Source organism: uncultured Aquimarina sp. (assembly GCF_947500065.1).
Classification (GTDB): Bacteria; Bacteroidota; Bacteroidia; order Flavobacteriales; family Flavobacteriaceae; genus Aquimarina.
In genome coordinates this window covers 172789-192185 of sequence record NZ_CANMQT010000001.1, presented here as the reverse complement: position 1 = coordinate 192185, position 19397 = coordinate 172789, and the positions used below count along the sequence as shown (strand labels likewise).

Sequence of the window (19397 nt, the reverse complement as noted above, 5' to 3'; positions counted from 1 at the left end):
AAAGAAACTAAAGAATGGAAGTAATTGAACAAATAAAAGAACAGGTTGTGGATGCAAAAGTGCTAAAAGTAAATCCTTTAGAAAGTGAAGCGATTTATATATTTAGAGAGGTTGTTGCTCAATTTGAGAAACCAGTATTACTTTTTTCTGGTGGTAAAGATTCTATAACATTAGTGAGATTAGCTCAGAAGGCATTCTATCCCGGTAAAATCCCTTTTCCATTATTGCATATAGATACAGGTCATAATTTCCCAGAAACTATTGAGTTTAGAGATCGTTTGGTTAAAGAATTAGGAGTTGAGTTAATTGTTCGTAATGTTCAGGATTCTATTGATCAAGGGAAAGTTATTGAAGAAAAAGGAAAATATGCAAGTCGTAATAGTTTGCAGACTACTACGCTTTTGGATGCACTCGAAGAATTTAAATTTGATGCAGCCATTGGAGGAGCTCGTAGAGATGAAGAAAAAGCAAGAGCCAAAGAGCGTATATTTTCGGTAAGAGATGATTTTGGTCAATGGGATGAAAAAAATCAACGACCAGAATTATTTGATCACCTGAATGGTAAAATTGACTTAGGGCAAAATGTAAGAGTGTTTCCAATTAGTAATTGGACAGAGTTAGATGTATGGAGCTATATTCAAAAAGAAGAAATCGAAATCCCTTCTATATATTTTGCGCATAAGCGTAAAACATTTATTAGAGATGGGATGATCTGGTCAGCAGAAGATGATGTAGTACATAGAGAAGATGATGAATTGGTTGAAGAAAGATTGGTGAGATTCCGAACTGTAGGAGATATGTCTTGTACTGCAGCCGTGCTTTCTGCTGCGATTACTATAGATAAAGTAGTTGCAGAGATTAGAGAATCCACAATTTCAGAAAGAGGAGCTCGTATCGATGATAAAAGATCTGAAGCTGCTATGGAAAAACGTAAACAGCAAGGATACTTTTAGTGTTTTTTTGTCATTCCAGCGAAGGCTGGAATCCAAAATCTAGCAGATATTTGAATTAAAAATAAAACTAAATCCACTCTAAGGATTAATATAAATAGGGAATGGACGTATTAAAAATAGCAACAGCAGGAAGTGTAGATGATGGTAAGAGTACTTTGATTGGTCGTATTTTATATGATACAAAATCATTAACCACAGATAAATTAGAAGCGATTGAGACTAGAAGTAAAGCTAACGGTTTTGATTATTTAGATTTTTCATTAGCCACTGATGGTTTAGTAGCAGAAAGAGAACAAGGTATCACTATTGATGTAGCACATATCTATTTTTCTACAAAAACAAAAAGTTACATTATTGCAGATACGCCTGGTCATATAGAATATACTCGGAATATGGTTACTGGTGCTTCTACATCACAAGCTTCTATTATTTTGGTAGATGCAAGAAAAGGAGTAATCGAACAAACCTACAGACACTTTTTTATTAATAATTTGTTGAGAGTCAAAGATGTTATAGTAGCTGTAAACAAAATGGATTTAGTTGATTTTTCTCAAGAGAAATATGAAGCTATTAAAGCTGATTTCGAAAGGTTGATTGAGAAAAGTGATTATAAAGAACAAAATATCACTTTTATTCCAGTAAGTGCTTTACAAGGAGATAATGTAGTTGGTAAATCCGAAAAGACACCATGGTATAAGGGTCAGACCTTATTAGAACACCTAGAGGAACTAGATGCACAGGATGTTTACGAAAAATCAGAAGCTCGTTTTCCGGTACAGACAGTGATTCGTCCTAAAAAAGATGAGTTCCATGATTTTAGAGGGTATGCTGGTAAGTTATATGGAGGAAACCTTTCTGTAGGTGATGAGGTAACAGTTTTACCATCATTAACAACATCTAAAGTGAAAGAAATTTTCTTTTTTGACAAGAAGTTTGATACCGCAGGAAGAGGAAGTTCTTGTACAATCACATTAGAAGATGATGTAAATGTAAGTAGAGGAGATATGATTGTTAAGTCAACAGAAAAACCTCGAGTGGAAAAGCAATTAACAGCTACCATATGTTGGATGGATGGTAAAGATCTTAATCCCGGAACTAATTATTTTATTCAGAGTGGAAGCAGTAGAGTTTTGGCCAAAGTTAAAAGCGTTAATGGTACAATTACTACGGATTTTTCAGGAGAGGATACCGTGAAGAGTTCATTGAGCCTTAACGAGATTGGTAAGGTTCAGATACAACTAAGTAAACCGCTGGCTATTGATTCTTATAGTAAGAATAAAGCATCAGGGTCATTTATATTAATAGATTCTCAAACCAATAATACTTCAGGAGTAGGCTTTATTGAATAAATAGAAACCTTTTAACTGAGAAGAAAAAAACAAGAATTTTTAGAATTAAAAACCTTTACACAAAAGTCATAACTATATCCTTTTTTAAAGGTTGAAATACGAAAAAAAATGCAAAGTTTTAGAACAGAAATAGAAAATCCGATTGTCCAAAAAGACATTATAGAATTAGCTAGTAAAATTGAGCAATTCCATAAAGGGAAAGTTGATGAAGAGAAGTTTCGTAGCCTTCGTTTAGCACGAGGAGTTTATGGGCAGCGACAAGAAGGAGTGCAGATGATTCGTATTAAATTACCATACGGTAAAGTATTAAGTAATCAACTAAGGAGAATTTGCGAAGTTTCTGATGAATATTCGAGAGGTCGATTGCATATTACCACCAGACAAGATATTCAGATTCACTATGTAGACCTTAACAGAACTCCAGAGCTTTGGGCAGAGCTAGAAAGAGATGATGTAACATTAAGGGAGGCGTGTGGGAATACAGTACGAAATGTTACTGCTTCAGAAACTGCGGGAATTGATCCTAAAGAACCTTTTGATGTTTCGCCATATGCAGATGCGTTGTTTCGTTTCTTTTTAAGAAACCCAATATGTCAAGAAATGGGGCGTAAGTTTAAAGTTTCTTTTTCTGGAACCGAAGAGGATACAGGATTGTCGTATATGCATGATCTTGGTTTTATTGCTAAAATAGAAAATGGAGTAAGAGGATTTAAGGTGATGCTTGCTGGAGGATTAGGTTCTCAGCCTAGATTAGCGGACGAACTATATAGTTTTCTTCCTTCTGATAAAATTATTCCTTTAATGGAAGGAGTGTTGAGGATATTTGATCGTCACGGAGAACGTAAGAGTAGAGCCAAAGCAAGAATGAAATTCTTGGTAAAAGATATTGGTTTAGAAGCTTTCAAAGAATTAGTAGAAGCAGAACAAAAAGCAATTGCTCAAAAAACAGTTGCAATAGATCCTGAAGCGTATGTAGTATCAGTTCCAGTTTCTGTTCAAGCACCAAAAGCAGAAATTAAAGATGAAAAAGCTTTTGACTTATGGAAGTCTACAAACGTAGTTCAGCAAAAACAAGATGGGTATGTAGCTATAGGAATCAAAGTATTATTAGGTGATTTTTATACGGATAAAGCTAGATTGTTGGCAGATTTGGTAGAAAAATATGCTGCAGGAGAGATTAGGTTGTCGTTACGCCAGAATATCTTAATTCCGTTTGTAAAAGAAGATTTACTTCCTTTTTTCTATCAAGAGTTGGAGAAATTAGGATTTGTAGAAGCAGGTTATAATAAAGCAATTGATATTACAGCCTGTCCAGGAACAGATACATGTAACCTAGGGATATCAAGTAGTACTGGTATTGCTGAGGAGTTAGAAAGAGTAATCAAAACCGAGTATCCACAATATTTAGAAAAAGAAGATCTGGTAATCAAGATCAGTGGATGTATGAATGCTTGTGGACAACATAATATGGCAAACATTGGTTTTCAAGGGATGTCAGTAAGAACAAAAAATAAATTGGTTGCTCCGGCTTTACAAGTTTTATTAGGAGGAGGAAATCTGGGTGATGGAAAAGGTCGTTTTGCAGATAAAGTAGTGAAAATACCAAGTAGAAGAGGACCGGAAGCATTACGGAGAATCCTAAATGATTTTGAAGAAAATGCGAATGGTAAGACTTTTGTAGACTATTATGCAGATAAGGGAGAAAAATATTTCTATAATTTCCTTACCGATTTGTCTAATGTTGAAAATCTGACCCAAGAAGATTTTATTGATTGGGGAACTGAAGAGGAATATGTAAAGGCTATCGGAGTTGGAGAATGTGCGGGTGTTGTGATAGATTTGATTGCTACGTTGTTTTTAGAAAGTGAAGAAAAGATAGAAAATGCAAAAGAATCTTTTGAGAATGGGATATATTCTGATGCGGTGTATCATGCTTATAGCTCATTAGTGAATTCTGCTAAGGCATTGTTACTAGCAGAAAATAAAAAGACCAATACTCACGCAGGAATCATAAGTCAATTTGATGAAGAATTTGTTGCTAGCGGAAAGATAAGCCTTGATGGAACATTTGCAGATTTGATATACCAGCTTCAGAAAAACGCACCAAGTAGGGATTTTGCGGTGGATTATATCAAAAAAGCAAGCCAATTTTTACAAAAAGTGCAAGCGTTTAGAGCGCTTGAAGTAGAAAATGTATAATATCTTTATAAAGTCATAAAATCTTTATTATTAAGGTTGTAAGTTATTAAAAATGAGTAATAAAATAGCAAAACTAACGGTGGTGGGAGCTGGACCAGGAGACCCTGATTTGATTACCCTAAAAGCGATCAAAACGTTGGAGTCGGCAGATGTGGTATTGTATGATGCACTTATCAATGAGTCCTTATTAGAATATGCACCAAATGCAGAAAAAATCTTTGTAGGTAAAAGAAAAGGATGTTATGCATATCAACAAGAACAGATTAATGAGTTGATTGTTAGCAGAGCTAAAAGTCATGGGCATGTAGTACGATTAAAAGGAGGAGATCCATTTATTTTTGGTCGCGGAGCAGAAGAGATTGATTATGTTCAGGAATTTGGAGTAGAAACGAATATGGTTCCAGGAATATCTTCATCACTAGCAGTTCCTGCTTATCAAGGAATTCCGTTAACCAAAAGAGGTTTATCAGAGAGTTTCTGGGTGATTACAGGAACAACGAAATCCCATAAATTATCACAGGATGTTCGCCTGGCAGCAAAATCTAATGCAACTGTGGTAATTTTAATGGGGATGAGTAAGTTAAACGAAATAGTTAGTATCTTTGCAGCCGAAAATAAACAGGACGTTCCGGTAGCTATAATACAGAATGGAACTACTGAAAATGAGAAGTTTGGGTTTGGTTCAGTACAGACTATAGAACAGGTTGTTTTGGAAAAAAAATTGTCGTCACCAGCCATTATTGTGATCGGAGAAGTAGTAGAGCAAAGAGCGAAATTAGCTTCGATTTTTAAAGAAGTAAAAGAAGAAATCGTATCTTGATAGTTCAGGATAGCTATAAAGATGGAAGAAAGAAATAATTTGTATCCAGTTTTTCTGAAAGTTAAAAACCTCGAAATTCTAATTGTCGGTGGAGGAAATGTAGCTGAAGAAAAACTTACGTTCTTATTAAAATCTAGTCCAGATGCTAAGGTAACAATGGTATCTCCAATGTATCGAGATGATACAGTTGCGTTAGCTAATAAGTTTGGAATAGAGATGATAAAAAAGAAATATCACAGACGTTTTCTTAAAGAAAAACATATTGTGATCGCTACTACAGATGTTCCTGAAGTTAATGTACAAGTGTATAAAGACTGCAGAAAAAGAAGTAAATTGGTAAATGTAGCAGACAATCCGCCATATTGTGATTTTTATATGGGTGGTATTGTAACAAAGGGCAATGTAAAAGTGGCTATTTCGACTAACGGAAAGTCACCTACAACAGCCAAACGACTACGTCAATTTTTCGAAGAAGTAATTCCGGAAAACATTGATGATTTAGTTAAGAATTTAAACGAATATAGAAAAACAATAAAAGGTGATTTCGAAGAAAAAGTGGAAACACTCAATGAATTTACCAAAGGATTAATAGGAAAAAAAGAAGTTGAACATGATCAAGACTGATATTCTAATCATCGGAGCAGGACCAACAGGTTTATTTACTGTTTTTGAAGCAGGATTATTAAAATTAAAAACACATCTTATTGATGCATTACCTCAACCAGGAGGTCAATGCTCTGAGATATACCCTAAAAAACCAATATATGATATCCCTGGATTTCCTGAGATTTTAGCAGGAGATTTGGTAAATAACTTAATGGAGCAGATAAAACCTTTTGAACCTGGATTTACCTTAGGAGAAAGAGCTGAAACTATTGAGAAGTTAGAAGATGATACTTTTTTGGTTATAACCAATAAAGGAACTAAGCATAATGCTCCTGTAGTGGCCATAGCTGGTGGATTAGGTTCTTTTGAACCTCGTAAACCGCCTATTCCTAATATTATAGATTTTGAAGATAAAGGAGTTGCGTATATTATTCGTGATCCAGAAGTTTATAGAGATAAAAGAGTGGTAATTGCCGGAGGAGGAGATTCTGCTTTAGATTGGACCATTTTCTTAGCAGAGGTTGCCAGTGAAGTAACCTTAGTACATAGAAGAAATGAATTTCGTGGAGCTTTAGATTCTGTAGAAAGAGTTGCAGAATTGACTAAATTAGGAAAGGTAAATCTGATTACTGAAGCTGAAGTAAAAGAGCTTAAAGGAGATGATCATGTAACAGGCGTGGGAATCAAGCATAAAACAGAAGGTGATATTGTAGTGGATACAGATTATTTCATTCCTTTATTTGGATTATCGCCAAAGTTAGGACCCATTGGGAATTGGGGATTGGAGATAGAGAAAAATGCAATCAAAGTTGACAATTCTTATGATTATCAAACAAACATACCTGGTATTTATGCAATAGGCGATGTTAACACCTATAAAGGGAAACTGAAACTGATTCTTTCAGGGTTTCATGAGGCAGCTGTTATGTGTCAGAGTGCGTATCAAAGAATCTTCCCAGATAAGAAGTATGTAATGAAGTATACTACTGTTGGAGGAGTTGAAGGATTTGATGGTTCTAAAAAAGAAGCTAAAAAAGAAGTTGTAAAAGCTATAGTTTAAAATACATAGAATAACATAGTCCTCGCAATATATACTGAATGATTTGGTATATTTGCGAGGATTTTTATACAATTAAGACAAGAAATATGTCAGATGTTACCATAAAGATAAAAGACCGAGAAGGAGAAATTCACGAAGTACAAGCTCCTACAGATATGGCTATGAACCTGATGGAAGTATGCAAGGCATATGAGCTTCCGGTAGAAGGAACTTGCGGTGGTATGGCAATGTGTGCATCTTGTCAGTGTTATGTTTTATCGGATCATGAGCTTCCTGAAATGGGGCAAGATGAAGATCTGATGCTAGCAGAAGCTTTTTATGTAGAAGACAATAGTAGATTAGGGTGTCAGATTCCTATAACTCCAGAACTAGATGGTCTGGAAATAGAATTAGCTCCTGAATCTTAAAAAAGTAGAATAAACTTGCAAAACAGAAGGCTATGCCTTTAATTTGTAGTAAGAAAAACAGTAAAACTGTTTAGTTCATAAATTTATTTAATATGTTATCAAGAAAGGTGGAGGGATTAGACCCTATGAAACCTTAGCAACCCTTTACGTGTCCTGATGCCTATCAGGATCTTAAAGAAGGTGCTACATTCTATTCGCTTTAAGTGAAATAGATAACAATGATTCTTAGCCATCAGGCTATTTTCCATTTATCATTCTTGATTCATAATATTTATCTTTATTACAATAAGGAGTTAATAACGTGTTTTGTTATTCTGGCGTATGCTAGGATTCACAATAATATTGGTTTTTTAAATGAAAGACATAAAAAAAATACTTGAAGAAAGAATTCTTGTGCTAGATGGAGCAATGGGGACAATGTTGCAACGACATAAATTTACAGAAGAAGATTTCAGGGGAGAAAGATTTAAAGAATGGCCTGTTCCTGTTCAAGGGAATAATGATCTGTTGAGTATTACGCAGCCAGAAGCAATTAAAGAGGTACATCGATTATATTATGAAGCTGGAGCGGATATTGTAGAAACCAATACATTTTCTGGAACTACAATTGCGATGGCGGATTACGAAATGGAAGAATTAGTGTATGAATTGAATTATCAATCTGCAAAAATTGCAAAAGAAGTTGCTGATGAGTTTACGGCAAAAGAACCTCATAAACCTCGTTTTGTAGCGGGATCAATTGGTCCAACTAACAGGACAGCTAGTATGTCACCAGATGTAAACGATCCTGGATATAGAGCCGTTACTTTTGATGAATTAAGGATAGCTTACAAACAACAGACAGAAGCACTTTTAGACGGAGGTTCAGATATTTTATTGGTAGAAACGATTTTTGATACACTGAATGCAAAAGCAGCACTTTTTGCCATAGAAGAAGTGAAAGATGAACGAAATATAGAAGTGCCTATTATGATAAGCGGAACGATTACGGATGCCAGTGGACGTACTTTATCTGGACAAACCGCAGAAGCTTTTTTGATTTCTATTTCTCATATTCCCATGCTATCCGTAGGTTTTAACTGTGCACTTGGAGCGAGTCAACTAACACCACATTTAGAAGTATTAGCTAAAAAAGCAAATTTTGGAGTCTCAGCACATCCTAATGCAGGTTTGCCTAATGCCTTTGGTGAATATGACGAAACCCCTGAACAAATGGCTGAGCAGATAAAAGAATATATGGATAAAAGCTTGGTCAATATCATAGGAGGTTGTTGCGGTACAACACCAGAGCATATAAAAGCAATATCAGAATTAGCAAAAAATTATAAGCCAAGAGTTGTTGGTATTGAAGTATAAGATATGAGTGCTAAAGAACAAAGAAAGTATTTAAAACTCTCAGGGTTAGAACCGATGATTGTTTCTGCTGAAACAAATTTTATCAATGTCGGAGAGCGAACCAATGTGGCCGGATCGCGTAAGTTTTTGCGTTTAGTAAAAGAAGAAAAATTTGATGAAGCACTTGATATAGCTAGACATCAGGTAGAAGGAGGAGCGCAGGTAATTGATATTAATATGGATGATGGCCTGATAGATGGTAAAGAAGCGATGGTACGTTTTCTGAATCTGATCATGGCAGAACCAGATATTGCCAGAGTTCCTATAATGATCGATAGTTCTAAATGGGATATTATAGAAGCGGGTCTTCAAGTTGTGCAAGGTAAATGTGTGGTGAATTCAATTAGTCTTAAAGAAGGCGAAGCAGAATTTATAGCACATGCTAAAAAAATAAAACGATATGGAGCTGCTGTAATAGTAATGGCCTTTGATGAAGTAGGACAGGCTGATAATTATGAACGTCGTTTAGAAATTTCTAAAAGATCATATGATGTGTTGGTCAATAAGGTTAATTTTCCTCCAGAAGATATCATATTTGATTTGAATATATTCCCTGTAGCGACAGGAATGGATGAACATCGAAGGAATGCGATCGATTTTATCGAAGCGACAAGGTGGGTCCGTGAAAATCTTCCGCACTGTAGTGTGAGTGGAGGTGTTAGTAATGTTTCTTTCTCCTTTAGAGGAAATGATAGAGTTAGAGAGGCTATGCATTCGGTGTTCTTATATCATGCGATCAAAGCTGGTATGAATATGGGAATTGTAAATCCTGCTATGCTAGAGATATATGATGATATTCCTAAAGAATTATTAGATCATGTAGAAGATGTTATTCTGGATCGTAGAGAGGACGCTACAGAACGATTATTAGATTTAGCAGAATCTGTAAAAGGAACAAGTAAAGAGCGAATAATAGACCTTTCTTGGAGAGAAGAACCACTACAGGATCGAATTACCAGAGCATTAGTAAAAGGTATAGACCAATATATTGTAGAGGATGTAGAAGAAGCAAGACAAGCAGCTGATAAACCTATAGAAGTGATTGAAGGAAACCTAATGACAGGTATGAATGTCGTGGGAGATTTGTTCGGATCTGGTAAAATGTTTTTGCCTCAGGTGGTAAAATCGGCCAGAGTAATGAAAAAAGCAGTAGCACACTTATTACCATATATTGAAGAAGAGAAGAGGAAAAACCCTGAATTAGCTCAAGGAAATGGATCCGCAGGAAAAGTTTTAATGGCTACAGTAAAAGGAGATGTTCATGATATAGGTAAAAATATTGTTTCCGTAGTGTTAGGATGTAATAATTATGATATTGTGGATATGGGAGTAATGGTTCCTCCAGAAAAGATTATTCAGACGGCTATTGACGAACAGGTGGATATCATTGGATTAAGTGGTTTGATTACTCCTTCATTGGATGAAATGGTTTTTTTAGCTAAAGAAATGGAACGTAGAAATTTTAAAGTTCCTTTACTGATTGGTGGAGCGACAACATCCAAAGCGCATACTGCTGTTAAGATTGATCCGCAATACCAGAATGCAGTGGTACACGTAAATGATGCATCCAGAGCGGTTACCGTGGTTGGAGATTTGCTAAATAAAAGAAGCAGCCAGAAATATGTAGGAGATCTTAAAGAAGATTATGAAAAATTTAGAGAAGGCTTTCTTAAAAGAACTAAACAAAAAGAATATTTAACGATAGAAGAGGCTCGTAAAAATAAATATTCGATTGATTGGTCTTCTTCGGAGATTACAAAACCAAATAAATTAGGTGTGCAGGTTATTGAAGATCTTGATTTACAAAAATTAGAACCTTTCATAGATTGGACACCATTCTTTAGATCTTGGGATTTACACGGAAAATACCCTGCTATTTTAACGGATGAGGTAGTTGGAGAACAAGCAACTTCTTTATTTAAAGATGCAAAGGAGTTATTGCAAAGAGTATTTGATGAAAGATTATTGGGAGCAAAAGCAATTTACGGTTTGTTCAAAGCGAATACCGTGAATGATGATGATATTGAAGTAGAGTATAGTCGCACTGAGCTCTTTGATGAAGCTCAGGATCGGCTGAATCCAAGTGTAGATTTCGAAAATTTAAAATTTAGAACACTTAGACAACAGTTAAAGAAACATGCAGGCAAGCCTAATTTTGCATTAGCAGATTTTATCGCACCTAAAGAATCAGAAATACAGGATTATATGGGGTGTTTTTGTGTAACCACAGGGTTTGGAACTAAAGAGTTAGCAGAAGCCTTTGAAGCAGATCTTGATGATTATAATTCTATTATGATCAAAGCATTGGCGGATCGTTTAGCAGAAGCTTTTGCTGAGTATTTGCATAAAAAAGTGCGTAAAGAAGATTGGGGATATGCAAGTGAAGAAGAATTAACGAATAACGAGTTAATTAAAGAATCATATAAAGGAATCAGACCAGCACCAGGATATCCAGCTTGCCCAGATCATCTGGAAAAACTTACCATTTGGGAATTATTGCAGGTCAATGAGAGAATAGGAGTTGAACTTACCGAAGGCTTAGCAATGTGGCCTGCAGCTTCTGTTTCAGGGTATTATTTTGCAAATCCTGAAGCAAGATATTTTGGACTAGGGAAAATAAAAGAAGATCAAGTTAAAGATTTTGCAAAACGGAAAAATATTGATTTTGAATATGCTAAGAAATGGTTAAACCCTAATCTTATTGACTAACTAAAAAAAACCAACTAAGAACTATAAACTAAATGAAGGTAACAGACCATATAAAAAAAGCAAAAGGAAAAACATTATTTTCTTTTGAATTAATACCACCACAAAAAGGGAGGAGCATACAGGAACTCTATGATAATATTGATCCATTGATGGAATTTAATCCTCCTTTTATAGATGTGACAACCTCAAGAGAGGAATTCATTTATATTGATAGAGAAGGCTTATTGGATAAAAAGCTAACTCGTATGCGTCCAGGAACGGTTGGAATCTGTGCCTCAATAACTCATAAGTATAATGTGGATACTATACCGCATGTTCTTTGTGGTGGATTTACAAAGGAAGAAACCGAATACCTCCTTGTAGATTGTCATTATTTAGGTATAGATAATGTAATGGCATTACGAGGAGACGCCATGAAAGAAGAAAAGTATTTCAACCCAACAAAAGGAGGACATTGTTATGCAAATGAATTGGTGGAACAAATCGTAAATATGAATAACGGACGATTTCTTCATGAAGTAATAGAGGGTGATAATCAATCTGATTTTTGTATTGGAGTTGCTGGATATCCTGAAAAACATATGGAGGCTCCATCCATGGATTCTGATATTAGAAGGTTAAAGGATAAAGTGGATGCTGGAGCAGATTATGTAGTAACACAAATGTTTTTTGATAATAAAAGATATTTTGCCTTTGTGGAGAAAGCAAGAGAAGCCGGTATTGATGTGCCAATTATTCCAGGAATTAAACCGGTAGCTGTAAAAAGGCATTTGCAACTCTTACCTCAAGTATTTAAGTTGGATATGCCAGATGAGTTAGTAAGAGCTGTAGAAAGTTGCAAAACAAACAAAGAAATTCGAGAAGTAGGTGTTGAATTTGCAATACAACAATCAAAAGAATTGATGGAATATGGAGTGCCAGTATTGCATTATTATTCAATGGGTAAATCTGATAATATTAAGAAGATAGCTGCAGAGGTATTCTAAGATAAACATTCATTTATTTGAAAAGGTATTACTACATTTGCCGGAATGATAAAACAGGTTTGCTTATTACTAGTATTTCTCGGTTATATAGGGCAATCTCAAGAGGATAAGAAGTATTACAGTTTTGATGTGAATAACTTCTATGGAACAATCCTAAAACATAACCCTGATATATCGCATCTCATTACAGGACACCCATCGGGTGTGCTTCTTTCTGTGAATAGAAAAACTTTTGGAAGTAAGGAATGGCAAAAATTATATAATTCTCCGGATTATGGCGTATCATTTATCTATCAAGATATGGATAACGAGTTTTTGGGTAAAAATTATGGGCTCTACGCACATTATAATTTTTATTTCTTTAAACGTATTTTGATGCTTCGAATTGGGCAGGGTTTGGCGTACGGCACAAATCCATATGATGAAGATGATAATTTTAGAAATGTAGCTTATGGATCTCATTTTATGAGTTCTACCTTTGCTATGTTGAACCTAAAAAGAGAAAATATAATAGGAGGATTAGGTTTACAGACCGGGATTGGAGTAATTCATTATTCCAATGCTAATTTTAAAGCACCAAATAAGAGTACCAATACGTTCGTTTTTAATGTAGGCCTAAATTATGCATTGGATACAGAATATCCAGAATATATTGAAAAAGAAAAGGGAACGGTTAGAGGTTCTGAACCTATTGGTTATGGATTTATTTTTCGAGGAGGAATAAATGAAAGTGATGTTGTTGGGTCAGGTCAATATCCTTTCCTTACTATAGGTGCGTTTGCAGATAAACGCCTAAACAAAAAGAGTTCCGTTCAGTTGGGTGCGGAATTGTTTTTTTCTGAAGCGCTAGAACGATTTATTGATTTTAGATCTACTGGTGACTTTAAAGATGGAACTACAGGTGAGGAAGATTCAAAAAGAGTAGGAGTCTTTTTAGGACATGAATTAAGAATTAATAAAATATCAATACTTACTCAATTGGGATACTATTTATATTATCCATATGATTTTGAGGGACAAGTATATAATCGTTTTGGAGCGCGATATTACTTTAGTAAAAAGATATTTGGATCAATTACAGTAAGGTCGCACGCGGCTAAGGCAGAAGCTGTAGAATTTTCAATTGGATACAGATTATGAAAAAATTAGTCTTTATAATATTAGTGATTGGAGTAATCGCTTGTGATACGGAAAATTCTATAGATTGTTTCCAAAGAACCGGAGATATAGTAAGAGAAGAAATTAGTGTCTCAGATTTTACTAGAATTATAGTAAACCCTAATGTAGAGCTAATTCTGAAAGAAGGAGAAATTACTTCAGTTGTTATAGAAACAGGTGATAATTTGATAGACGAAGTATCTGCTATTGTAGAAGGAGATCGTTTAGTTTTAAGGAATACAAATGACTGTAATTTTGTTAGAGATTTTAATCAAACTAGAGTTTTTGTTACAGCTCCTAATATTACTGAAATCAGAAGCGCCACGCAATTTGATATATCTTCAGATGGAGTTTTAAAGTATCCTTCTTTAACCTTATTGTCAGAAGATTTTGTAGAAGATACTGAAGGCACTACCACAGGAACTTTCAATTTGGAGATAAATAATGAAAACTTAACCGTTACAGGTAATAATATTGCAACATTTTTTATTTCTGGAGAGACAAATGTTTTAAAAGTTACTTTCGCCTCTGGAACAGGAAGATTCGAAGGTGCGAATCTAATTGCAGAAAATATAGGAATTTTTCATAGAGGTACGAATAAAATAATTGTTAACCCACAACAATCGATTGTTGGAGAAATAAGAAGTACTGGAGATGTTATTTCAATAAATAGACCTTCTGTTATCGAAGTAGAAGAGTTTTTTACAGGTCGATTGATATTTCAATAAAAAGAGGTTTTGTATTAAATTTCATAGGGAATATTCTCTTAATAAAACATTTTAGGACCTAAGTGTTTTTCTAATTTAAAATTTATTTCAATAAAATTTTACTGCTTTTATATTTTCAAAACACTCTTCAAGCGTTGTTTTTATTGAGTCTTTCGTTTAAATATGACTTTTTAGTCTAATTTTTCATAAACTTATATTGGTGCTAATACCATAAAATTATTGTGGTTTTGTTATTGTCTAAAGTGATTAATAATTCATAAATTGATATAACTCTTCCAATAGGATGTCCCTATTTTAAAACCTGAAAAAAAGCACTATGAAAGAAAAAGAACATATGGAGTTGGATACTGTTTTAGGTGATAAAGAGAATTATTTAAAAAGAGAGTTATACAGTCTTGTTAAACAGGATAGTTTGATTTTTGAATTTTTGCAAGAAGCCGCCATTGATGGACTTTGGTTTTGGGATTTAGATCAACCTGAAAATGAATGGATGAACCCCAGATTTTGGATTACATTAGGATATGATCCGGATAAGATGCCCCATAAAACCTCTTCTTGGCAGGATATAATATTTAAAGAAGATTTAGAACAGGTATATGCAAATTTTTCTAAACACTCTCAAGACCCTACATATCCATTTGATCAAATTGTAAGATATCGTCATAAGTTAGGATATACGGTGTGGATTCAGTGTAGAGGGATTATAATACGTGATGATCAAGGTGTGCCAAGAAAAATGCTCGGAGCGCATACAGATATAACAAAACTAAAAAAAGCAGAAGAAGATCTTAAAAAACAAATAAGTAATTTTGAACATATTATTGATGGAACTGACCTAGGTACTTGGCGATGGAATGTACAGACAGGCGAAACTATTTTTAATGAACGTTGGGCAGAAATTATCGGATACACTCTTTCAGAACTAACACCAATAACTATAAATACCTGGATGGAACACTCTCATCCTGATGATCTAGAGAAATCAAATAAGCTTTTGCAAGAACATTTTGCTGGGAAAACATCTGTTTATGATTGCGAGGCTAGGATGAAACATAAAAATGGAGAATATATTTGGGTGTTAGATAAAGGAAAGGTAATTAGTTGGGATGATCATGGGAATCCGGAATGGATGATAGGATCACATCAGGAAATTACAGATAGTAAAAAAGCATTCGAAAAAAATCGACTTTTTATAGAGCAAGCGCCAACAGCAATTGCCATGTTTGATACTAATATGCGGTATTTGGCAACTTCACTGAAGTGGATTGAGGATTATAATATTGAAGATAAAAATATAATTGGGAAATCACATTATGAAGTTTTTCCCGAAATAGGAGATAGATGGAAAGCCGATCATCAAGAATGTTTGGCAGGCAAAGTGTTAAAAAGTGATGAGGATCGCTTCGAAAGATTAGATGGATCAGTCCAATGGCTTACTTGGGAGCTTCGTCCTTGGTATATAAATGATAACACAGTCGGTGGAATTTTAATGTATACAGCGGATATTACTAGAATGAAATTGATAGAATCTCAGTTACGTATAAGTGAAAAGGACCTTCAGAAGCAAATGGTTCATTTTGAGCATATTATTGAAGGTACAGGGTTAGGTACTTGGCAGTGGAACGTGAAAACAGGGGAAACAATTCTTAATGAACGATGGGCCGAAATGATAGGATACTCGCTTTCTGAGTTAGAACCAATTTCTTTGAATACTTGGCTTCAACATTCAACCATAGAAGATCAAGATAAATCAAATAAACTTTTAAAAGATCATTTTACCAAGAAAACACCTTTTTATGAGTGTGAGTTTAGAATGAAGCATAAAAATGGAGATTGGATTTGGGTGCTAGATAAAGGTAAAGTTGTAAGTTGGGATTCTGAGGGAAATCCGGAGTGGATGGTTGGATCTCATCAGGAAATAACTGAAAAGAAAAAAGATTTTGAGCGTAATAGACTTTTTATTGAACAAACGCCGAGTGCGATGGCTATGTTTGATAATGAAATGAATTATTTAGCAGCTTCAAAAAAATGGTTCGAAGTTTATGACATCAAGGGTAAAGAGGTTATTGGTGAATCTCATTTTGAAATCCTCCCCGAAGTAGGAGAAAAATGGAAATCTAATTATCAAAAATGCCTTGAAGGGGAGATCATTAAAAATGAAGAAGAATGTATAGAAAAAAAAGATGGAACTACGCAATGGTTGTCTTGGGAGTTGTGTCCTTGGTATTCTAATGAGAATAAAGTAGGTGGCTTGGTAATCCATGTTTCGGACATAACCAAAATAAAGAAAAAAGAAGAATTAAAATCTTTATTAAATGTAGCAGAAGGTCAAAATAGGAGATTGAAAAATTTTGCGCATATTGTTTCGCATAACCTTAAATCTCATTCAGGGAATTTTGAAATGCTCTTAGATTTATTTATTCAAGAAAATCCAAAAATGGGGGATAATGAGATTATTCAACTTTTTAAGATAGCATCCACAAACCTTTCTGAGACAATTTCTCATTTAAACGAAGTCGTTTTGATTAACACTTCAATAAATGAAAGTTTAGTACCTGTAGGTTTGAAAAAAACTATTGACGAAGCTACTAAAAGTGTGCATGCAATTGCTATTGAGTCTAATGTGATCATTAATAATCAGGTAGATGAGGATATAAAGGTGTTGGCCATTCCTGCGTATTTGGATAGTATCATACTTAACTTTATTACCAATGGAATTAAATACAGTTCAAAAGAAAGAGATAGTCATATAACTTTAAGTGCTATTGTTAGGGAAGAAGAAGTAGCATTGAGAATTGAGGATAATGGATTGGGAATCGATTTAAAAAAACATCGATCAAAGTTATTTGGAATGTATAAAACATTTCACCCTAATATTGATAAATCTAGAGGTATTGGATTGTTTATTACTAAAAATCAGGTGGAAGCAATCGGAGGCCGCATTGAAGTAGAAAGTAAAGTAAACCATGGGACAATTTTTAAAATTTACATGAAATATGAAAAGAATTGATATCGCTTGCATTATAGATGACGATCCCATTTTTGTTTTTGGAATCAAAAAAGTTATGGAATTGATTAACTTTTGTGAAGGAATCATGGTTTTTAAAAATGGTCAAGACGGATTAAATAATTTGAGAGCGATTATTTCTGCAAAAGAAAAATTGCCGGATATTATTTTATTGGATTTAAATATGCCGATATTAGATGGGTGGCAATTTTTAGAAGAATTTATTAAAATACCTTGTGATAAGAAAATACTTATTTATGTAGTTTCTTCATCTGTAGATCCAGAAGATGTTTTAAGAGCTAAATCATATGAAGGAGTAAGTGATTATATAGTTAAGCCTATATCGGTACAAAAGCTTAAAGAAGTTTTACAGGATTTTGAAAATGCTTTTTAGAAAGTTGTTCTAAAAAAAAGCTAGCTTGTTAACTCTCTAAATAGACTCTCTAAATCTTTGTTTTTTCTAGATAATTGAAGAATTTTTAATTCATTATCATGGGCAAAATCAAAAACAACTGGGCGCATATCAGTTGCAGTGTTAAATGTGAGTTGGTAGGAAAATCCATGAATGTTTTTAACATTTTTGATATGGTCAAGTTTTAGTAAGAAAGCTTCCTCAATACGATAATCAAATTCTACCTCAACAATTTGATCATTTTGATCGATCATTTCGTTTAGATTCATATCAGCTACTATTTCTCCTTGATTGATAATAATTACACGATCACACATGGCTTCGACTTCTTGCATAATATGTGTAGAAAGAAAGACCGTTTTTTCCTGACCGACCGATTTAATTAATTCTCTAATTTCTACAAGTTGATTTGGATCAAGGCCAGTAGTAGGTTCATCAAGTATTAAAACCTTTGGGTCGTGCAAGAGCGCACAAGCCAATCCAACACGTTGACGATACCCTTTGGATAGTTGATTTATTTTTTTATTCGATTCTGGAGTAAGACCAGTTAATCTAATTACTTCTTCTATTCTTGATTTCGAAATTTTATAAACCTGAGCGTTGAAAGATAAATATTCTCTTACATACATTTCCAGATATAAAGGGTTGTGTTCAGGAAGATAACCAACACTCCTTTGCACATCAATTGGTTGTGTGTTTATATCAAAACCATTTACCAAGGCTTCCCCTTCAGAAGGATCTAGGTACGTGGTTAAGATTTTCATCATTGTAGATTTTCCCGCGCCATTAGGCCCTAAAAAACCAACAATTTCTCCTTGCTTTACTTCAAAAGAAATTTCTTTTAAAGCATTTTGGTTATCATATATCTTAGAAATATTCGAAACTGAGATTGACATGAAATAATTTTTATCAAAAATAGACAATAAACTTTCCTATGCTAACGAGTTTTAATGATATTTATGTTTCTATCAAATATAAAACTCCGATGAATGTTTGATTTCTTTTAAAACGAATGTACTATTCAAAACACCAATATTCTCAATTTTAGAAAGCTTAGTTTTTACAAAGTCGTGGTATTCTTCAAGGCTTTTGGTATGAATTTTTAAGATAAAATCAACTTGCCCTGCCATATGATAACATTCCTGAACTTCTTCTAAATTTTGAATCTGCTCTTCGAATTTTTCAATGAATGCTTCGTTGTGATATCGCATAGAAACCTGGCAGATAGTTGTTATAGATCTGTCAATCAGTTTCTTGTCTAAAATCGCTACATATTTTTTAATGAAACCTTGTTTCTCTAATCTTCTAACTCTCTCATAAACAGGTGATGGAGTTATGTTGAGAATTGTAGCAATTTCTTTGGCTGTTTTCTTAGAATCCTTTTGTAAAATTCTGAGAATAGTAATATCTGTTTGATCTAATTGCTCCATGACTTATGGTTAAAAAATTACTTAAAAATAGTGAATTAAACATTGTAAAAAGTAAATGTAGTTTTAAATATTAAAATATGAAGGAATAATTACTTAATTACGGGGTTAATTCGGATATAAAAGTTGCTATTATTACTTTAGTGAGTAAATAACACTTGTTTGTGTTAAAATTTTAAGA

Annotated in this window: 16 protein-coding genes and 1 riboswitch; of the genes, 14 read left to right on the top strand and 2 right to left on the bottom strand. The window is 34.0% G+C overall.

Annotation, left to right across the window (positions count from 1 at the left end; all coding sequences use genetic code 11):
- Positions 1-14: 14 nt before the first annotated feature.
- From cysD to Q0975_RS00930, 14 genes are all read left to right on the top strand, one after another.
- Positions 15-953 carry a sulfate adenylyltransferase subunit CysD gene (cysD, locus tag Q0975_RS00995; RefSeq protein WP_299431798.1) on the top strand — a complete coding sequence of 313 codons (939 nt, stop codon included), beginning with the start codon at positions 15-17 and terminating at the stop codon, positions 951-953.
- 101 nt (positions 954-1054) lie between these two features.
- On the top strand, positions 1055-2302 hold the full coding sequence (locus Q0975_RS00990) for a GTP-binding protein (RefSeq protein WP_299431795.1): 1248 nt from the start codon (positions 1055-1057) through the stop codon (positions 2300-2302).
- Positions 2303-2410: 108 nt separating this feature from the next.
- The gene (locus Q0975_RS00985; RefSeq protein WP_299431792.1) at positions 2411-4501 is read left to right on the top strand and encodes a HEPN domain-containing protein; all 2091 of its coding nucleotides are present in this window, start codon (positions 2411-2413) and stop codon (positions 4499-4501) included.
- 52 nt (positions 4502-4553) lie between these two features.
- Positions 4554-5321, top strand: a complete 768-nt coding sequence (gene cobA / locus Q0975_RS00980) for a uroporphyrinogen-III C-methyltransferase (RefSeq protein ID WP_299431789.1) — start codon at positions 4554-4556, stop codon at positions 5319-5321.
- A gap of 21 nt (positions 5322-5342) precedes the next feature.
- Complete coding sequence (locus Q0975_RS00975) at positions 5343-5945, top strand: bifunctional precorrin-2 dehydrogenase/sirohydrochlorin ferrochelatase (RefSeq protein WP_299431786.1); 603 nt, start codon at positions 5343-5345, stop codon at positions 5943-5945.
- Complete coding sequence (locus Q0975_RS00970; RefSeq protein WP_299431783.1) at positions 5932-6987, top strand: NAD(P)/FAD-dependent oxidoreductase; 1056 nt, start codon at positions 5932-5934, stop codon at positions 6985-6987. The genes Q0975_RS00975 and Q0975_RS00970 overlap by 14 nt, the downstream gene beginning before the upstream one ends.
- An 86-nt stretch (positions 6988-7073) precedes the next feature.
- Positions 7074-7394, top strand: coding sequence for a 2Fe-2S iron-sulfur cluster-binding protein (locus Q0975_RS00965; protein WP_299434207.1), 321 nt, complete (start codon positions 7074-7076; stop codon positions 7392-7394).
- Positions 7395-7486: 92 nt separating this feature from the next.
- A riboswitch (SAM riboswitch) is annotated at positions 7487-7613 on the top strand.
- A gap of 135 nt (positions 7614-7748) precedes the next feature.
- Entirely contained in the window at positions 7749-8750 is a 1002-nt protein-coding gene (locus Q0975_RS00960) for a homocysteine S-methyltransferase family protein (RefSeq protein ID WP_299431780.1), read from the top strand.
- Positions 8751-8753: 3 nt separating this feature from the next.
- Entirely contained in the window at positions 8754-11498 is a 2745-nt protein-coding gene (metH, locus tag Q0975_RS00955; protein WP_299431777.1) for a methionine synthase, read from the top strand.
- A gap of 32 nt (positions 11499-11530) precedes the next feature.
- Positions 11531-12484 carry a methylenetetrahydrofolate reductase [NAD(P)H] gene (gene metF / locus Q0975_RS00950; protein ID WP_299431774.1) on the top strand — a complete coding sequence of 318 codons (954 nt, stop codon included), beginning with the start codon at positions 11531-11533 and terminating at the stop codon, positions 12482-12484.
- A gap of 45 nt (positions 12485-12529) precedes the next feature.
- The gene (locus Q0975_RS00945; RefSeq protein ID WP_299431771.1) at positions 12530-13624 is read left to right on the top strand and encodes an acyloxyacyl hydrolase; all 1095 of its coding nucleotides are present in this window, start codon (positions 12530-12532) and stop codon (positions 13622-13624) included.
- Entirely contained in the window at positions 13621-14370 is a 750-nt protein-coding gene (locus Q0975_RS00940; protein ID WP_299431768.1) for a head GIN domain-containing protein, read from the top strand. Before Q0975_RS00945 ends, Q0975_RS00940 begins: the two co-directional genes overlap by 4 nt.
- Before the next feature lie 316 nt (positions 14371-14686).
- Complete coding sequence (locus Q0975_RS00935) at positions 14687-17380, top strand: PAS domain-containing protein (protein ID WP_299431765.1); 2694 nt, start codon at positions 14687-14689, stop codon at positions 17378-17380.
- The gene (locus Q0975_RS00930; protein WP_299431762.1) at positions 17367-17771 is read left to right on the top strand and encodes a response regulator; all 405 of its coding nucleotides are present in this window, start codon (positions 17367-17369) and stop codon (positions 17769-17771) included. The genes Q0975_RS00935 and Q0975_RS00930 overlap by 14 nt, the downstream gene beginning before the upstream one ends.
- Positions 17772-17791: 20 nt before the next feature.
- Here Q0975_RS00930 and gldA read toward each other — a convergent pair whose 3' ends face one another.
- Entirely contained in the window at positions 17792-18685 is an 894-nt protein-coding gene (gene gldA / locus Q0975_RS00925) for a gliding motility-associated ABC transporter ATP-binding subunit GldA (RefSeq protein WP_299431759.1), read from the bottom strand.
- A 72-nt stretch (positions 18686-18757) separates the two neighbouring features.
- Positions 18758-19219, bottom strand: coding sequence for an Lrp/AsnC family transcriptional regulator (locus tag Q0975_RS00920; protein ID WP_299431756.1), 462 nt, complete (start codon positions 19217-19219; stop codon positions 18758-18760).
- Positions 19220-19397 lie beyond the last annotated feature (178 nt).